The 18261-nt window shown below is 42.7% G+C and carries 17 protein-coding genes; 14 read left to right on the top strand and 3 right to left on the bottom strand.

Annotation, left to right across the window (positions count from 1 at the left end):
* The first annotated feature begins 225 nt into the window (after nt 1-225).
* Nucleotides 226-2103 carry a sensor domain-containing diguanylate cyclase gene (locus AOT13_RS18350; protein ID WP_003248606.1) on the top strand — a complete coding sequence of 626 codons (1878 nt, stop codon included), beginning with the start codon at nt 226-228 and terminating at the stop codon, nt 2101-2103.
* A 45-nt stretch (nt 2104-2148) separates the two neighbouring features.
* Here the strand turns inward: AOT13_RS18350 and AOT13_RS18345 are convergent, their stop codons facing one another.
* A complete protein-coding gene (locus tag AOT13_RS18345; protein WP_013400228.1) occupies nt 2149-2628 on the bottom strand; it encodes a GAF domain-containing protein in 480 nt (159 codons plus the stop codon).
* A 63-nt stretch (nt 2629-2691) separates the two neighbouring features.
* Nucleotides 2692-3495, bottom strand: a complete 804-nt coding sequence (gene hisJ / locus AOT13_RS18340) for a histidinol-phosphatase HisJ (RefSeq protein ID WP_042384444.1) — start codon at nt 3493-3495, stop codon at nt 2692-2694.
* 194 nt (nt 3496-3689) lie between these two features.
* Here hisJ and ezrA point away from each other — a divergent pair, with 194 nt between their 5' ends.
* From ezrA to mbcS, 5 genes are all read left to right on the top strand, one after another.
* Nucleotides 3690-5393 (top strand): septation ring formation regulator EzrA, encoded by a 1704-nt coding sequence (ezrA, locus tag AOT13_RS18335; RefSeq protein WP_003248610.1) that lies wholly within the window; start codon nt 3690-3692, stop codon nt 5391-5393.
* Between the two features lie 155 nt (nt 5394-5548).
* Nucleotides 5549-6703 (top strand): cysteine desulfurase family protein, encoded by a 1155-nt coding sequence (locus AOT13_RS18330; protein WP_013400231.1) that lies wholly within the window; start codon nt 5549-5551, stop codon nt 6701-6703.
* Complete coding sequence (thiI, locus tag AOT13_RS18325; protein WP_003248613.1) at nt 6693-7898, top strand: tRNA uracil 4-sulfurtransferase ThiI; 1206 nt, start codon at nt 6693-6695, stop codon at nt 7896-7898. Before AOT13_RS18330 ends, thiI begins: the two co-directional genes overlap by 11 nt.
* A gap of 80 nt (nt 7899-7978) precedes the next feature.
* Entirely contained in the window at nt 7979-8188 is a 210-nt protein-coding gene (locus AOT13_RS18320) for an alpha/beta-type small acid-soluble spore protein (RefSeq protein ID WP_003248615.1), read from the top strand.
* A 145-nt stretch (nt 8189-8333) separates the two neighbouring features.
* Nucleotides 8334-9926: an acyl-CoA synthetase MbcS gene (mbcS, locus tag AOT13_RS18315; RefSeq protein WP_003248617.1), complete on the top strand. Its 1593-nt coding sequence runs from the start codon at nt 8334-8336 to the stop codon at nt 9924-9926.
* A 113-nt stretch (nt 9927-10039) separates the two neighbouring features.
* On the opposite strand, the gene AOT13_RS18310 is transcribed toward mbcS, so the two are convergent.
* Nucleotides 10040-10843: an NAD kinase gene (locus AOT13_RS18310; RefSeq protein WP_003248618.1), complete on the bottom strand. Its 804-nt coding sequence runs from the start codon at nt 10841-10843 to the stop codon at nt 10040-10042.
* A gap of 126 nt (nt 10844-10969) precedes the next feature.
* On the opposite strand from AOT13_RS18310, the gene sppA reads away from it, so the two are divergent.
* The 8 genes from sppA (at nt 10970) to AOT13_RS20735 (ending at nt 18013) form a co-directional block, all read left to right on the top strand.
* On the top strand, nt 10970-11980 hold the full coding sequence (gene sppA, locus AOT13_RS18305) for a signal peptide peptidase SppA (RefSeq protein WP_042384448.1): 1011 nt from the start codon (nt 10970-10972) through the stop codon (nt 11978-11980).
* Nucleotides 11981-11993: 13 nt separating this feature from the next.
* Nucleotides 11994-12473, top strand: coding sequence for an RDD family protein (locus tag AOT13_RS18300; RefSeq protein WP_003248620.1), 480 nt, complete (start codon nt 11994-11996; stop codon nt 12471-12473).
* A gap of 68 nt (nt 12474-12541) precedes the next feature.
* Nucleotides 12542-13228, top strand: coding sequence for a DUF2953 domain-containing protein (locus AOT13_RS18295; RefSeq protein ID WP_042384451.1), 687 nt, complete (start codon nt 12542-12544; stop codon nt 13226-13228).
* Between the two features lie 12 nt (nt 13229-13240).
* On the top strand, nt 13241-13696 hold the full coding sequence (gene ytfJ / locus AOT13_RS18290) for a GerW family sporulation protein (RefSeq protein ID WP_003248622.1): 456 nt from the start codon (nt 13241-13243) through the stop codon (nt 13694-13696).
* Nucleotides 13697-13773: 77 nt separating this feature from the next.
* Nucleotides 13774-14274 (top strand): thiol peroxidase, encoded by a 501-nt coding sequence (gene tpx, locus AOT13_RS18285; RefSeq protein ID WP_003248623.1) that lies wholly within the window; start codon nt 13774-13776, stop codon nt 14272-14274.
* 110 nt (nt 14275-14384) lie between these two features.
* On the top strand, nt 14385-15374 hold the full coding sequence (locus AOT13_RS18280; RefSeq protein ID WP_003248624.1) for a class I SAM-dependent methyltransferase: 990 nt from the start codon (nt 14385-14387) through the stop codon (nt 15372-15374).
* 219 nt (nt 15375-15593) lie between these two features.
* Nucleotides 15594-16787 carry an acetate kinase gene (locus tag AOT13_RS18275; protein ID WP_003248625.1) on the top strand — a complete coding sequence of 398 codons (1194 nt, stop codon included), beginning with the start codon at nt 15594-15596 and terminating at the stop codon, nt 16785-16787.
* Nucleotides 16788-17836: 1049 nt separating this feature from the next.
* Nucleotides 17837-18013 carry a hypothetical protein gene (locus AOT13_RS20735; protein WP_013400234.1) on the top strand — a complete coding sequence of 59 codons (177 nt, stop codon included), beginning with the start codon at nt 17837-17839 and terminating at the stop codon, nt 18011-18013.
* Nucleotides 18014-18261 lie beyond the last annotated feature (248 nt).

The raw sequence follows: 18261 nt of genomic DNA, 5'->3' as shown, positions 1-18261 counted from the left end.
ACCTCATATATGATTATATGAGGAACAAAATGAACCATAAAGGTGAGCACTAAGGCTGCTATATTTTACACAAAGGACATTATATGACTTTTATAGGGCAAAGTCAATATTTTATTTTCCTTGTTTCCAAATAATATGCTATAATACAAGATGTAATTTTTTGAAAAGTTTCGCATATACTCCATTCTTATTTGAATGAGAACATCGGTCTAGGTGAAAAGGGCTATGAAATTGGAAGAGGAAAAATTATACAGGGCCTTTAAACAAGAATTTTTCCATTGGTTTTTACAATATGACGATTATGGAAATTTTTCGAATGTGATTGCGGAGTTGCTTCGATTACTTAAAGAAGAACTGATGTTGAAACAAGTTACTTTTTTTGTTTTTGATCCTTTAAATAAGGCGTTTTATCCAGAAGCAACGACGAATGAAGGAGAAAATCAACCATTCCCCCGACACCCTGTTCCGCCTGGCGATATAGCTGCGATGATGGACGATGAGCAGCAAACGATACGGATTGAGCAAGAGAATGAGCATGCAACTGCCTGGATTTTCCTTCGCTTTTCCGAAGAATCGTTTGGAATGTTACAGCTTGTGTTTGACGAGCGCCATTTGTTCAGTGAGCAGATGTTAAAGAATATTAAGCATGATTTTTCAGAGCTTTTTCGGAAAATCAAAATGATTTCACAAGGGCTTAGCGACGAAAAACGCTATGAGCAGCTTCATCGGTTTGCTGCGAAAATTCACTCATCGATGAAAATTGATGACGTGCTCGAAGAAATTATTAACACTCTTAAACAAGTATACCCGTCATTCACGTACTATTTGTTTTTATCGCACGATATTCAATACCATGAATATTTGCCAATTAAAACGATCGCTTTTGATGAAAGTGAAGAAAATATGGCAGCGATGCAAGCTTTTTTGACGGGGAGAATTCAGTTTGAAGACTCGATCCGGCAGCGCCGTTCGATTTTGTATGCACCGATTAAAGGGGCACAAGGAGTTTACGGCGTGATTGAGATCATCGCTCCCCACATTATGGAGTTTCCTAAGAAAGAAGTAAACTTTATCACTTTGTTGGCCAATACGGCAGGAAGCGCGTTAGAAAACGCGAGGTTGTATGAGCAGTCTCGCCGGTTTGTTGCGGATTTGCAACTGATTACGGAAACGATGCACCAACTGAATGCCAATTTGCGGCTTCAAGACGCGATTGAATTTATGGTAAAGCAAATTAAGCAATCGTTTTACGCCGATGAAGTCGGTTTTTTCTGGTTTGAAGGGGGAAAATGGGAGCTGCTGCCCGGGAGTACTCCGTTTTTTCAATCCCGCCAATCGAAAAAGTATATTGAATTTGTGGAAAAGAAAATAAAAACGGAAAAAGATATCGCGTTCGTTGGAGATACAAGCGTTCACGATTCTCTTGCCGTTTTCGACTATCGCTCTTTAATGGCTGCTCCTATGGTGCAAAATGGAGAATTGCGGGGAATTTCGATTGTTTTGCATCGGGAGCCATATCATTTTACGTTTGAAATGTTCAAACTGCTACAGTCGCTCATTCAACATTCCACCCTTGTGTTTACGAACGCAATGCTGAGAGAAGAGCTGGAAAACCTCGTTATTACTGATTATTTGACAAAGCTGTATTCCCGCCACTATTTAGATGAGCAAATCAAAAAGTCGATGATTCATGATGCGTTTGGGACGTTTATTTTAGTTGATATTGACAACTTTAAACAAGTTAATGATACATATGGACATCAAATAGGCGATGATATACTTGTCCAAGTTGCCGATATTATCCGCGATAATATTCGCTCTGGCGACATTGGCGCCCGCTGGGGCGGAGAAGAGCTCGCGATTTACTTGCCGAAAGTCTCATTAGCCGCGGGGATTTCGGTTGCGCGCCGCCTTTCGGAAAAAGTGAGGGAAAAAACGCATCCGCCTGTAACGATTTCCTGCGGCATTTCGTATTGGAAAAAAAATCATTCAGAAGAAGCGAAAGATTTATTTAAACGTGCTGACGAGGCGCTTTATATGGCAAAAAGAGCAGGAAAAAATTGCATCTTTGTGAAAGACTATTCCCGCCAATATAAAGCATAAAAAGGAATCCGTTCATTCGGATTCCTTTCTTCTCGCATACGTCTCTTATAATGTCGCTACGATGACGTCGACGAATTTCTCTAAATATTTTTGATCTGTTTCATCAAAGCGGTTTTTGACAGGACTATCGATGTCTAATACACCGATGACATTGCCGTCTTTCACCATTGGCACGACGATTTCTGACTGGGATGCGGCGTCACAGGCGATATGTCCTGGAAAAAGGTGGACGTCGGGAACGATGATAGTTTTTCTGTTTTCGGCTGCGGTGCCACAAACGCCTTTGCCAAACGGGATGCGCACACAGGCAGGAAGCCCTTGAAATGGTCCCAGTACTAGCTCATCGTTTTCCGTTAAATAGAAGCCAACCCAATTGATTTGCTCGAGGAATTGATTCAATAAAGCCGAAGCATTGGCCAAATTAGCGATGAAGCTTGATTCGCCTTCGATTAGTGCGCGCAGCTGTTGGATGACAAGTTCATAATTTTCTTCACGCGTTCCGTTATATGCGATAGTATGGAACAATGTTGTTCTCGCCTCCTTTTTTGTTTATATTGGAGATAATTTTATGGGAGTTATAGGAAATTGTCAAACGAAAAATGCCTCTTTTAGCATGACGTCTGTGCCTTGGTGCAAATCGTTAGCACAGTGTGCGTCTGAACCATATACGATGCGGATGTTTCGTTTCATGGCCTCGCGGATCACCCAATTTGGGGGATACGGCTGCAAACAAAGCGGTTTAGAAACGCCGGCCCCATTATAGTCTAGCTCATAATCATATCGCTTCATTTCGTCAAGAATGCGCAATAACGATTCTGTCATGGGAACAGGGCACGGAAAACGCTTTTGAAATTTATGGATGAGCGTAATATGGCCGATGCGTTTTGGTTTATACGGGCCAAGGTTTGCTCGGATCGATTGCAAAACTGCGGCGAAATAAGCTTTATATACGTTGTCGACCGATCCGAATAATGTTACGATATCGGCGAACATTTCCGGGCTGTAATCGATGCAAACATACTGCCCATTACATGGAAGAAAATGCACGGATAAAATACTGTCATCAAGCAGCGGTCCGATGTCTTCCAGAAGCCGTGCGGTTTTTTCTTCAAAACCGAGAATAAAATCGACTTCAAGGCCGATGTGGATGATGATGTCATTTTGGTAACGTGCTTTCAAATCGGTTAGCGCTTCTAAATATCGGTCAAGTTGTTCGCGGCGCATCGCGCTGTCTTTGTTTGGCGTTGGATCGATAAATCCTTCCGGAAGAGGGGCGTGTTCTGTAAAAGAAATTTCCTTGTATCCAAGCATAATAGCCCGTTCTACATATTGTTCGAGCGGATCATTGCTTCCATGCGGACAAAACGGTGTATGCACGTGGCCATCCCGCAAAACGCATCACTCCTTTTGCATGTGATAACAAGAAAATTGAAGATTTCTGTTAAAAAAATAAAAAATTTGGTCAAAAAACGTCGATAACATGGTATCATAAAAACATTGAAAAAACATTATGTTAATCAGATTGCCTTCTCAATGAACCTCATTTTTTATGGTGACTAACTCGGGTGCAAGGGGGCTATTTTTTGATGGAAATCGCAATTATCGTGCTACTCCTTCTCGGCGGAGTAATGATATATAACCACATGTATCGAAAAAAAATGTATGGTGAAATTGATCGGTTGGAAGCATGGAAAGTTTCGATTATGAATCGGCCGGTGCCCGATGAGCTTTCGAAAGTAAAACAATTGAATATGACGGGAGAAACGGAGCAATTGTTTGAAAAATGGCGGCAAAAGTGGGACGACCTTGTGGCTGTTCAGCTGCCTAATATTGAAGAAAAATTATTCGACACAGAAGAATTGCTGGATAAATACCGTTATGCAAAAGCAAGAGCGGTGTTGCGCGAAATCGACCAGCTTTTGCGGCAGGCGGAAGGAGAAGTTCAGCTTATTATTGACGAAGTGCATGAATTGATCGGCAGCGAGGAGCAAAATCGTACGGAAATCGAAGAATTAAGAACGACGTATCGCGACGCGAAAAAAACGCTCTTGGCTTATCGATACACGTTTGGAGTTGCAGCGGCAAAACTCGACGAAAAGTTGGAAGAGATGGAATCAAAGTTTCAAGATTTCGAAAAATTAACAGAATCAGGAAATTATTTGGCGGCGCGGGAAGTTGTTCTTTCGTTAAAAAAAGAGCTAAACGACGTTACGGTGATGATGAACGATATTCCGGAATTGTTAACAGAGTGCCAGACAACGATTCCGGCCCAGCTGGAAGAGCTTTTGGATGGGTATAGGGAAATGAAGCAGGAAGGCTACATTCTCGATCATTTGCAAATCGAGCGGGAAATAGCGGAAAAGCGAAAAAGAATGGAACAGTGTCTGCAAATGATTCGTGATTTGCGGATTGACGAAGCAAAACAAGGGGTTATTGAGATAAAAGAAGAAATTGATACGCTATATGATTTATTGGAAAAAGAAGTAACTTCCCATCACTATATCAAAACGGAAATGTCCCGTATCGCCGAAATGTTAAACGCGTTAAATGAAGAAGCGAAAGAAACAAGCGAAGAAACGCTGTTTGTGCAGCAAAGCTACCAGCTATCGACAAAAGATCTGGAAAAATACCGCAGCATTGAAAAGCAAATTCATCAGTTGATGAAGCGGTTTGAAATTATTCATGCGCGCGTTTTAGAAGCGAAAACCGCTTACTCGCTGTTAAAAGAAGAATTGGAGCAGCTGTTGGCGCAAATAGAAATGATGAAAGAAGAACATGAACAGTTTCGCGAGACGCTGCAAACGCTGCGAAAAGACGAGCTGGTTGCTCGCGAAAAGCTGGATGTGATGAAGAAGAAGCTGTCTGAGGCGCTGCGGCTTGTGCAAAAAAGCCGGTTGCCGGGACTTCCGAAATCGTATGAGCTACAATTGTCCGAGGCGAAAGATAGTTTAATGAAAGTCGCGCTGCGCTTAGAGGAAAAGCCGCTCAATATGCCTGCCGTAAGCCAGGCGCTGGAGGAAGCGGAAACAGCTGTTCAGCGCGTATATGAGCGGACGGTGGCAATGATTGAGCAAGCATCGCTTGTTGAAAAAGTGATTCAATATGGAAACCGGTACCGCCGCCGTTATCCGAGCGTAAAAGAAGGATTGGAAGAAGCCGAGTATCTGTTTCGCCATTACGATTACGAACAGGCGCTGGAGCAAGCGGTAGCGGCTTTGGAAAAAGTGGAGCCTGGCGCGCTTCAACGCGTTCAGCAAATTTTTCACGAAGAACGTTCCAAGAAAGAATGAATAATTTGTAAAACCGATAAATATCATGTGCAGATATTTATCGGTTTTTTGCGAATAATGTTAGTATAGTGTGTTTCGGTTGATGTTCAGTTCATTTCTTTATTATTATATTTACTAGTGTATGATTTGTTAAATATAATCGGAGGATGGACGTAATGATTTATTTGGATAACAGCGCGACAACCAAACCGTTTCCAGAAGTGGTCGATTCGTTTGTCACGGTGGCGACAAAATATTTTGGGAATCCGTCCTCGCTTCATGAATTAGGAATGAAAGCGGAGCGGCTGTTAACGCAGGCTCGTGAGCAAATTGCCGCCGCATTAGGGGTAAAACCGAATGAAATTATTTTTACATCTGGAGGAACGGAAGCGAATAATTTTGCGATCAAAGGAGTGGCGTTGCAGTACCGCCATCGCGGCAACCATATTATCACAACAGCGATTGAGCATCCGTCCGTATCAGAGCCTTGCCAACAATTAGAGCAGTTAGGCTTTGAAGTGACATATTTACCAGTGAACGAAAACGGCCTCGTCACTGTCGAGGATGTTAAAAAGGCGCTGCGCGATGATACGATTCTCGTCTCGATCATGCATGTCAATAACGAAGTTGGCGCCATTCAGCCCGTTGAAGAGATCGGGGCATTGCTAGCGCAGTATCCGAAAACGATTTTTCATGTCGATCGTGTGCAAGGGATAAGCAAAGTGCCGCTCGATATGAAAAAAGCGCGCATTGATTTATGCACGATGTCGGCACATAAGTTTCATGGATTGCGCGGTGCAGGGATTTTATACGTTCGCCAAGGAGTCCGGCTTTCGCCGCTGCTCGCCGGCGGAGGACAGGAGATGCAGCTCCGTTCTGGGACTGAAAATGTTCCAGCGATTGTGGCGATGGCAAAAGCGCTGCGGCTGTCACTGGAAAAATATGATAAACAAATCGATTATTTGCTTGAAGTCAAGCAAGCGTGGATAGATGCATTAAAAACGATTCCTTTTATTCAAATCAATACGCCGTTAGCGCATTCGGCGCCGCATATTATTAACTTTTCGCTAAACGGCATTAAACCGGAAGTATTTGTCCATGAGTTGGAGAAACACGATATTTTTGTTTCTACAACATCGGCGTGTTCGTCGAAAAAGAAGGCACCAAGTAAAACATTGCTGGCGATGGGGGTGGATGATCGCCGGGCAGAAAGCGGCATCCGCATCAGCCTTTCTTTTGAAAATACGCTCGAAGAAATCCCGACGGCCATCTCCGCAATGAAGAAGGCAATCGAAAATTTAAGAGAGGTAAGTAAACATTATGAAGTATGATCGTATTTTAATTCGCTATGGAGAAATGACGACAAAAGGACGAAACCGCGACTTATTCGTCCGGCGTTTGAAACAAAATGTCGCGAAACAGCTTCGTGCATTTCCTAACATTAAAATTGAATATATGCGTGACCGCATGTACATTTTGCTAAACGGGGAGCCGCATGAACCGATTATTGACAAATTAAAAACGGTGTTTGGCATTCATTCATTTAGTTTGGCGATGAAGTGCAATAATGAATTGGACGAAATAAAAGAGACCGCGCTGGCGGCTGTCCAACAGCTTCCTCATGAAGGGAAAACGTTTAAAGTGAGCGCACGGAGAGTGGATAAGCAATTCCCGTATGGAAGCGACGCGTTGAATCATGAAATTGGCGCTTATATTTTGCGAAATACAGACGGATTGACGGTTAACGTACATGAGCCTGATATCAACGTCCGTGTGGAAGTTCGCAATGATGGCACATATGTGACTTGCCGCGATATTCCTGGTCCCGGCGGATTGCCGGTAGGAACGAGCGGCAAAGCGATGCTCATGCTTTCTGGCGGAATCGACAGCCCTGTTGCTGGGTATTTGGCGATGAAACGCGGATTGGAGATAGAAGCGGTCCACTTTTTCAGCCCGCCGTTTACAAGCGAACGGGCGAAGCAGAAAGTAGTGGATTTAGTTAAAAAATTAACCACATACGGGGGAACAATAAAGCTCCACATTGTTCCTTTTACGGAAGTGCAGCAAGCTATCTATAAACAAGTGCCAAACGAATACTCGCTTATTTCAACGAGAAGAGCGATGTTAAAAATCACCGACGCGTTGCGCCAGCGTCACCGCGCGCTTGCGATTGTGACAGGGGAAAGCCTCGGCCAAGTTGCCAGCCAAACGCTTGAAAGCATGTTTGTCATTAACGATGTCACGACAACACCGATTTTGCGGCCGCTTGTGTCGATGGATAAAACAGAAATTATCGCGATCGCTAAGAAAATCGATACGCATGATATTTCGATTTTGCCGTATGAAGATTGCTGTACCATTTTTACGCCAAGATCGCCTAAAACAAAACCAAAGAAGGAAAAAGTGGTCCATTATGAAAGTTTTGTCGATTTGCAGCCATTAATAGAGAAGGCGGTTGCGAATACGGAAACGATGGTGATCGATGAAAACTTCGCAACAGAAGATGAATTTGAACAGCTATTCTAAATCTCAAAATTTACCAAAAACATAAATGTATGAGGCCATATGTTTTCACGCATTCTATAGATACAAGGAGGTGAAAACATATGGCACGTAACAACACTTCAAATCAATTGCTTGTTCCGGGAGCACAACAAGCACTTGAACAAATGAAATACGAAATTGCTCAAGAATTTGGCGTTAAATTGGGTGCTGACACTACTTCTCGCGCTAACGGTTCTGTTGGTGGCGAGATTACAAAACGCCTTGTTGCTTTGGCGCAACAACAATTAGGCGGTACCCAACAAACATTTTAATTGAATATATATGGCTACGGAGGCGGGATATCCCCGCCTTTTATTTTTTAAAAAATATTCAAAATATAAAAATTATTTTGTATAATATGAGTGGAAAGAATAGCACGTTCTTGCTTAATTATCGATAAAAGGGGAGTTGGCGAAAATGAAACGGGAAGATTTAATCGCTCCTGAACGCTATAATTTGACGGTGGAAATCGAGAGGCATGCGCTGGCTAATCCTGATAAAACCGCATTGAAATGGGAAAGCGAACAAGGGGAAACGCGGGAGATTACATACGGTGATTTAATCAAACGTGCGAACCGGATTGGAAACGCTTTATTGAAGCAAGGGCTTGAAAAAGGCGATAAAGTGCTTGTCATGATTCCTCGCTTAATTGAAGCGTATGAAGTATATTTAGGAGCGTTAAAGGCAGGCTTGGTCGTGATTCCAAGTTCGGAAATGCTGCGGACGAAAGATTTGCAATACCGCATTTCCCACGGCGAGGCAAAGGCGGTTGTTGCATATGAGCCATATGTCGATCAATTTGCGCCAGTGGAAGGCATGGACCATCTCGTGAAATTCATTGTCGGAAAAGAGAAACGGGACGGATGGATTCTTTTAGAGGAAGCGATGAAAGCGGAAAGCGATGAACTGGCTACTGCAGACACATCCCGTGATGATATGGCGTTTTTATCCTATACATCGGGAACGACCGGATATCCGAAAGGAGTCGTTCATTCGCACGGATGGGCATATGCACATTTGCGCATTGCCGCGAAGAATTGGTTATGTATTGGAGAAAATGATCTCGTCTGGGCGACCGCCGGCCCAGGCTGGCAAAAATGGATTTGGAGCCCGTTTTTATCGACGCTTGGTTCTGGTGCAACAGGGTTTGTCTATTATGGACGGTTTGATCCGGAAAAATATTTGCAGCTTTTAAGCAAGTATGAAGTAAACGTGCTTTGTTGCACGCCGACGGAGTATCGGCTGATGGCGAAAGTGCCGAACATCGGTGATTATAATCTCTCGCATCTTCATAGTGCCGTATCCGCCGGGGAGCCGCTTAACCGTGAAGTGATTGACACGTTTGAGAAATATTTTAATATTCAAGTACGGGACGGATATGGGCAAACGGAAAATACGCTGCTTGTCGGCGTCATGAAAGGAATGAAAATCAAACCAGGCTCCATGGGCAAACCAACGCCGGGAAATCGCGTTGAGATTATTAACGAAAACGGCGAACCGTGCGCCGTCGGGGAAGTTGGCGACATCGCCGTCCATGTGGAAACTCCGACGTTATTTAAATATTACTACAAAGATCCAGAACGGACGGCGCTGCAATTCCGAGGCGATTATTATATTACGGGGGATAAAGCGAAAAAAGATGAAGATGGATATTTCTGGTTTGAAGGAAGAGGAGATGACATTATCATCAGCTCCGGTTATACAATCGGGCCGTTTGAAGTGGAAGATGCGCTTGTCAAGCATCCTTACGTAAAAGAATGCGCTGTCGTCGCCAGTCCGGATGAAGTGCGCGGCCATGTCGTCAAAGCGTTCATCGTTCTTCGCGAAGGAGTTGATAAAAATGACCCGACGCTGATTCCAAAGCTGCAGGAGCATGTGAAACAACTTACCGCACCATATAAGTATCCGCGCAAAATTGAATTTGTCGACGATTTGCCGAAAACGGCATCGGGAAAAATCCGCCGTGTGGAGCTGCGCGAGCGCGAAATGCGCCTTGCCAAGCGTCAATAAAAAAAGGGGCTGTTTCGAGTCGGAAACAGCCCCTTTTTCCGTTTGGAGAAAACATTTGCGGCCAGACAATAAAAACATCGCTTTTGGAGTAAATTCTGCTGCATCCGCTTTCCTTATAAAAACGTTCGCTTTACTTTATCCCAGAAAGAATTGTCTTTTAAACGGACGGTCTTGATCACCCTGTCGCTTAAGACAATATCGATTTTTTCAATGTGTTGAATGCTTAATGCCTCATTATCTAGGCCGATAATTGGAAAATGGCTTGTTTCTTCGGACATTTTTAATGTTAGTTTCCGCTGCCCGCTTAAAATAAATGATGACCCGAGCGTTCGGTAGCGGTTATTGTTGAGGGAGGCCAGCTCGCTCACTTGAAAGCAAGGAAGCAGCGGATCAACGACTGCGCCGTTGACCGATTTATTATACGCTGTGCTTCCCGTCGGTGTCGAAACGATGATTCCGTCACCGCGGAATGTTTCAAAATGCAAATCATCGATAAACACGTCCATCGCCAACGTCTTAATAATTTGTGAGCGGATGGAACATTCATTTAAGCAGAAAAAGGAAGCGTTGTCATCGATGGTAACTTGAATAATTGGGTATTTTCTCACTTCTAGCTGCAAATTTTGTGTCGCTTCTACCATATGATCGATGTCATCGATTTGAAAGTCACAGTAAAATCCGCGCGACGGAAGTGTTGAAATGCCGACATATAAGCAGTCATTGCGAAAACCTGTTTGTCGCACCGCTTGCAAAAATGCGCCATCGTTCCCGATGCTGACGATGATATTGGCTTCGCGATGGTCATCGACAACGACAAACGGCCCTTGTTTCGCAAGCTCGATCAGCGGCTCTACTCGTTTGACGAGTTGATCGTCATGCTTGTAAAAAAAATATAGATGATTGCGCAAGCCTGCCATCGGAAATCCTCCCATTGTTATATTTTAGTGAACCTGTAATTATGGTACAATAAATAAAGTATACATATTTAGTGTAACATTTTTACACAAATTTAAAAATAACCGTTTCTATAGGGGGAAGAAACAATGAATCGAAAGCGCTGGATAGCATTGTCTATTGCAGCTGTATTATTTATTATTTCAGTGTTAGTCAATATCATTACGACAATGTTGACAAATGATGCGAAAACGTGGACGAAAAACTGGCTTGCGCTAGCAGAACAAGAGTTTAGTGAAGAAGTGATCGAAGATGGCGACCAATTTCAGAAAATTGTTGTTTTGGAAGTAAACGGGGTCATTCAAGACGCTGGAGATACGGAAGCGCTGTTTACTGCGTCAGGATATAATCATCGCGCATTTTTACGCATGATTGAACAGGCGAAAAACGATGATACAGTGAAGGCGATTATTTTGCGCGTCGATTCACCGGGCGGCGGTGTTGTAGAGAGCGCTGAAATTCATGATCAACTGCTTAAGCTAAAGAAAGAAACGAAAAAACCGATTTATGTTTCAATGGGAACGATGGCGGCTTCTGGAGGATATTACATTTCCACAGCAGCCGATAAAATTTTCGCAAGCCCAGAAACGCTGACTGGATCGTTAGGAGTAATTATACAAAGTTTCAATTATGAGGGGCTTGCCAAAAAATACGGTGTGGAGCTTGTTACGATTAAAAGCGGGCCGTATAAAGATATTATGAACCCGGCGAGAAAGATGACGGAGGAAGAAAAAGAAATATTGCAGCGGTTAATCCATAATTCTTATGAAGGGTTTGTCAAAGTGATTTCGGAAGGCAGACACCTTCCGGAAAGCGAAGTGCGGAAAATAGCGGATGGCCGAATTTACGACGGCCGCCAGGCAAAGCAGTTAAAGTTAATCGATGAGTTCGGCTATTTAGAAGACACCATTGCCGCAATAAAAAAAGACTACGATTTGGCGGACGCGCAAGTGGTGAAGTATACGAATGACTTTTCGTTCGGTTCTTTATTTAAAATGGAATTAAGCCGGATGATAGCGCCAAAGCATGAGGCGACCGAATTAATCAAGTTGTTCTCTAACCCTTCATCACCGCGCTTAATGTATTTATACGCTGAATAAAGGAAGTGAAAAAATGACCGGAGAGTATTTGTCCATTCCAGCAGAGACAAGAAACACCGCTGTCGGCGATGCATCTTCGCAAGTTCGCTATGCCGGGTTTTGGATGCGGTTTTGGGCATATTTGCTCGATTTGCTTGTTGTCGGCAGCATCAACCGTCTGCTTGTTTTTCCGCTTTTTCATTTGCTCGATATTTCGGTCGAGCGGACGAGCATGTTCGCGCCGGCGACAATTGCCACGACGGTGACATTTTACGCGTATTTTGTATTGATGACGAAATTTTTCCAACAAACGTTAGGAAAAATGGTATTTGGGATGAAAGTGATCGATGAGTCAGGAAAACCGTTGACATGGACGACAGTTTTGTTTCGTGAAGTGATCGGAAAATTTATCGCAAAAACGATTTTATTCATCGGATTTCTTTTCGTCGCTTTTTCAGAAAAGAAAAAAGGGATGCATGACCAGTTCGCCGATACGCTCGTCATTTACGAATAAACCTGCTATATTGGCAGGTTTATTTTTTTTGGCATATGGCGACAATAGCATGATGAAAGGGAGTGCTGATGTTGAAACTGATCGTTTGTATTGCTGTCCTGCTTTTTTTCTTGCTTTTTTTGCTATCGTTGATGAAGTTGTCGGTTACGATTTTTTTTCAACATGCACAAGGTGATGATGAATGGAAAATTACGTTTCAAGCGTTATTTGGAATGATTCGTTATACGATACATATACCGTTTGTGAAAATAGAAACAGAGCCGCCGGGTATTGCCATTGACCATCAAGAGACGATAGAAAATATTTCGAAAGGAACGGTGAAACGAAGCAAGTATACGCCGGAGGAACTGATCCATAATTTTCAGAAAACAAAAGAGTTTGCCCAGCATGTCGTTCGGCTGAATGAAATTATCAAAAAATTTCTTGGGCATATATCCATCACGAAATTTGAATGGCAGACGAAAATCGGGACAGGGGATGCGGCGACGACAGGGATGATCGTCGGGTTAGGATGGTCGTTAAAATACCATCTGCTCGCGTTGTCCAGCAAATATATGAAACTTAAAACGCCTCCATTTTTTTTGATAACTCCATCTTTTCATGAAGCCGTTTCCGAAACAAAATTCGTATGTATGATTCATTTTCGAATCGGGTATGCTATGTTAGCAGGAATACGAATGGTGAAATATTGGCGTGGCAATCGTTTGTCGAAAATCAAAACATTTGTTTCTAATCATGCAAATGAAAGCTACTAGGAGGAGTCTCGCATGAACAATCATCCAATTCAAGGGCTGATGACAACCGCAATGGAAAATTTAAAACAAATGATCGATGTCAATACGATCATCGGCGATCCGGTGGAAACGCCGGATGGAAGCGTGATCTTGACGGTTTCCAAAGTAGGTTTTGGATTTGCCGCGGGCGGTAGTGAGTTTATGGTGGATGGCGACAAAAACGGCGCCAGCCAACAACAGGCGCCTAACCAGGCACAGGCAGGCGAGCATCCGTTTGGCGGCGGAAGCGGCGGCGGTGTTTCCATTACGCCAATCGCCTTTTTGGTAGTCAACTCTTCAGGAATAAAGCTGCTTCATCTTGACGAAAGCACTCATTTATATGAAAAAATTCTCGACGCAGCACCAGAAGCGATTGAAAAAATACAAGCGATGTGGAAGAAAAACAAAGACTTATCATCGTCAGCACCAAAACAAGATTTTAACATTTAAATTAGTGGAAATCGTTGCAATTTTTTTGTATTCCCCTTATGATGACAATAGTACATTCATTTTGAGGGGGGAAACCAATGGCACAAGTAACCTTTAAAGGAAAACCGGTAACATTAGTCGGCAACGAAGTAAAGGTGGGGGACAAAGCTCCTGATTTTAAAGTGCTGGCTAACGATTTATCGGAAGTGACACTCGCGGATACGAAAGGGCATGTCCGTTTGATTAGCGTTGTTCCGTCTTTGGATACAGGCGTTTGTGACGCGCAAACACGCCGGTTTAATGAAGAGGCGGCGAAATTGGATAATGTGAAAGTATTGACGATCAGCGTGGATTTGCCGTTCGCGCAGAAACGCTGGTGTGGCGCCGCGGGCGTGGAAAACGTGCAAGTCCTTTCTGACCATCGCGATGTTTCGTTTGGGCAAGCGTACGGCGTGCTCATTAAAGAGTTGCGTTTATTGGCGCGTGCAGTGTTCGTCATTGACAGCAATGATATCGTAACATATGCGGAATATGTGCCGGAAGTGACCAATCATCCGGATTACGAAGCAGCAATCGAAGCGGCAAAAGCGGCGAAATAAACGTGATGAAAAGACCTCGATAGCAGTTTCGAGGTCTTTTTATTCTTGCCATCATACCATGTCCGGCGTACAATAAACTATTGGACACTTACCGGAAAGGTGGAGAAACAATGGCAACTCCAGTAGAACGCTTGTTTACGCTGTTCGACGAAACAGCCAAAATCTTGCAAGCGGAATTGCAATGCACCTATTTAGAAGCGGTGGCAGAAACGGGAGAAAACGTGTTTCACGGCGACGTTCTGCAAAACGAAGTGAGTGAAATAAATGCGCAGCGCTTGAAAAAACAATATAACGACATTCAACTGGAGCGGTTTACGAACGAAGAAATACGAAAAGCATTTCAGCTTGCGGTATTAAAAGGGATGAAGGAATATACACAGCCGCATCATCAAATGACCCCGGATGCGGTTAGTTTATTTATAAGCTATTTAGTCAATCAATTTACTCGCAAACATCTTGCTTTGACGATTCTTGATCCTGCCGTTGGCACGGCGAATTTGCTGACGACGGTGCTTAACCATCTTAAAGGAAAGCAAACGAAAAGTTATGGTGTGGATGTTGACGATGTATTAATCAAGCTGGCGTATGTGAACGCAAATTTGCAAAAACACGCGATTCAGCTTTTTAATCAAGATGGTTTGCAGCCGCTGTTTGTGGAGCTTGCCGATGTAGTCATATGTGACTTGCCCGTCGGTTATTACCCGCATAAAGAAAACGCTTCTCGCTTTGTCTTAAAGGCGGAAGAAGGACATTCATACGCCCACCATTTGTTCATTGAACAAAGCTTGTATTATACGAAAGAGGGCGGTTATTTGTTTTTCTTAATCCCAAATACGTTATTTTCAAGCGATCAGGCGGCAAAACTGCATGATTTTATTAAAGAGCACGCGGTCATTCAAGGGCTGCTGCAGCTGCCGTTGTCGATGTTTAAAACAGAACGGGCGGCAAAAAGCATTTTTATTTTGCAAAAGAAAGGAAAAAATGTAAAAGCTCCAAAAAAAGCGCTCTTGGCCGAACTTCCGCGTTTCTCCAATAAACAGATGATGCAGGCGATGATGCGGAAAATTGATGAATGGATCACAGAAGAAAAAGGAAATTAAAACAGTTCCCGCCGATGTGCGGGGGCTGTTTTTTTATTTTCGGAATATAGTAACTATTTCGATTATCAAAAGATAAAGACATCAAATTGTAAACGATTACATATAGAAATTGCTTGAAAGAAAACATAAACAATCATACAATGAAAAAAGATATAGTGGAATAGTGAAAAAATGAACAAAATATGACAAAAGATGATGATTAAGGGAGTTGTTTGGAATATGGCGAAAATTTTAGCAATTAACGCCGGCAGTTCATCATTAAAGTTTCAATTATTTGAAATGCCAAGCGAAAAGGTTTTAACAAAAGGAATAGTGGAGCGAATCGGTTTTGATGACGCCATTTTTACGATCACCGTCAATGGCGAGAAAATTCAAGAAGTCACAGCCATTCCGAACCATGCAGTAGCGGTGAAAATGCTGCTCGACAAGCTCATGGGGTACAAAATTATTCGCTCATTTGATGAAATCGACGGAATTGGCCACCGCGTTGTGCATGGTGGCGAAAAGTTCAGTGATTCTGTACTCATTACGGATGAAGTATTAAAACAGATCGAAGAAGTGTCTGAACTTGCTCCCCTTCATAATCCAGCAAACATTACCGGCATTAAAGCGTTTCAAGAAGTGCTGCCGAATGTGCCTGCCGTGGCGGTATTTGATACGGCGTTTCATCAAACGATGCCAGAGCAGTCGTTTTTGTATAGTCTCCCATATGAATATTATACAAAATTCGGCATTCGCAAATACGGCTTCCATGGCACATCACATAAATATGTCACACAACGCGCCGCTGAATTGCTCGGCCGTCCGATTGAGCAGCTTCGCCTCATTTCTTGCCACCTTGGCAATGGCGCCAGCATCGCTGCAGTAGAAGGGGGAAAATCGATCGATACGTCCATGGGCTTTACGCCGCTTGCCGGCGTGGCGATGGGAACGCGTTCTGGAAACATTGATCCGGCGCTTATCCCTTATATTATGGAAAAGACGGGAATGACTGCCGAAGAAGTAGTGGAAGTATTAAATAAGAAAAGCGGAATGCTTGGCATTTCCGGCATTTCAAGCGACTTGCGCGATTTGGAAAAAGCGGCGGCAGAAGGAAATAAACGTGCTGAGCTAGCACTTGAAGTATTCGCTAATCGCATTCATAAATATATCGGTTCTTATGCGGCGCGCATGTGCGGTGTGGATGCGATTATTTTCACTGCTGGAATTGGGGAAAACAGCGAGCTGATCCGTGCCAAAGTATTGCGCGGCCTCGAATTTATGGGGGTATACTGGGATCCTTCATTAAATAAAGTACGCGGCAAAGAAGCGTTCATCAGCTATCCGCATTCGCCGGTAAAAGTGCTTGTCATCCCGACAAATGAAGAAGTCATGATCGCCCGGGATGTTGTCCGGTTGGCGAATATTGCTTAATTTTGACAAAAACGTGACCTAAATCTAACGAAGACCTAAATTTTTAAAGCAACCTTTTTTCATGTTTTAAATACATGAAAGGAGGTTGCTTTTTTCTTTGCCATAAAAAAGTGAAAATACGCATTTGGTTGTTTTAGGAGATGTGTTGAGAAAACGATACAGCTAATATTGCGCGTACAGATTAGAAAATCGATTACAATCTGAAACATTCTTATGAGTATCAACTACAGGACAGTCTCACTACGTCAAAGTGAGGGGGATCATCGTCATTGATCTTGATAATCCCTTCCATCCACGGGGTTGCAAACGCGCTGTTTTTAAAATAGCTTAATAGGTACGTTAAGATACTTTCATACTATCTATTGCGATTAAATCAGAAAGGAGGGAGGCCATCGATATTCTCGTTAATGTTTTTTATCTCTTCGTTGTTAAGCTGATATCCGTAAAGTCCAAAACCGCTTTGATCTGTGCTCGAATAGGCAAACAAAGCACATCGTTCAAACGACAAGTAGTTCACGAAGCCTGATGTAATATTTTCGAATGCTTGATTCAACGTTTTTGAACGCATGATCCATTCATTAAACAAAATGATAGCATCCTTCCATAATTGTTTCTGTTTGATCTTTTTAAGCGCCTTTTCATCTGTATGGAACATTTGCAAGGAATGCATCACAAATGGAATAACTTAATTGTTAGCAGTTATTATAAGAATATTATAACAATTCAGTCTATTATACAAAATAAATATGTTGATTGAAATCTAAAATTTTTGTGTTTAATTAATTTGAAGAGTCCTAGGATTCTCTGTGATGAAAGAATAATCGTATTTTTACATAAGGGATATGCGATCAATTCTTTAGAGAAACGTTTAAACAAATAGATATGGCCAAAGTATGGAAAGAGAAGTCAGCGTTGCACACGATAATTGTTATAAGGTCAAACTCTGGAAGAGGTTTAACTTTTTTATCCGATCGTTTTTGACTTTTCGGTTTCTCTATATTTCAAAGAGAGCTATGATATAATAATATAAATGGAACTTGAAGGTATTTATGGAATTAACGAAACACGAACGAATCGTATGGGAAGGAATTGTCGAATGGGAGCAGCAATTTCAACATGATGAACCGAATGATGTTGAAATGACCATTGATGTTCATGCTCTTATCTTCCAGATAAATGGAAAAGGGGATTTTTTGCCAAGGTTGATGGCTGGCTGTGTCATTTGAACGGAATCATTCAAAAGTGCGCAAGTATATAACGATGCAAAAGGAGCAGCTTTTTATGATGGCAGAGAAGATTTGACTAACATTTTTTATTGAATATTTAGGAAGGCGATCAAAATGTCTGTTCAAGGTATTCCTCTTAAAGGAATGGCGGCAGGGGCCATTCTAAATTGCTAATTTATCAGACATGCGACGGAATTTATCCGAAAATTTTATCAGCAGCGCCGTTTGCATGCAAAATAAAAAAGGCG

Origin of the sequence: Parageobacillus thermoglucosidasius (assembly GCF_001295365.1) — a bacterium.
Taxonomy (GTDB): domain Bacteria; phylum Bacillota; class Bacilli; order Bacillales; family Anoxybacillaceae; genus Parageobacillus; species Parageobacillus thermoglucosidasius.
The sequence above is the reverse complement of the archived record's forward strand: the minus strand, read 5'-3'. Positions and strand labels throughout refer to the sequence as shown.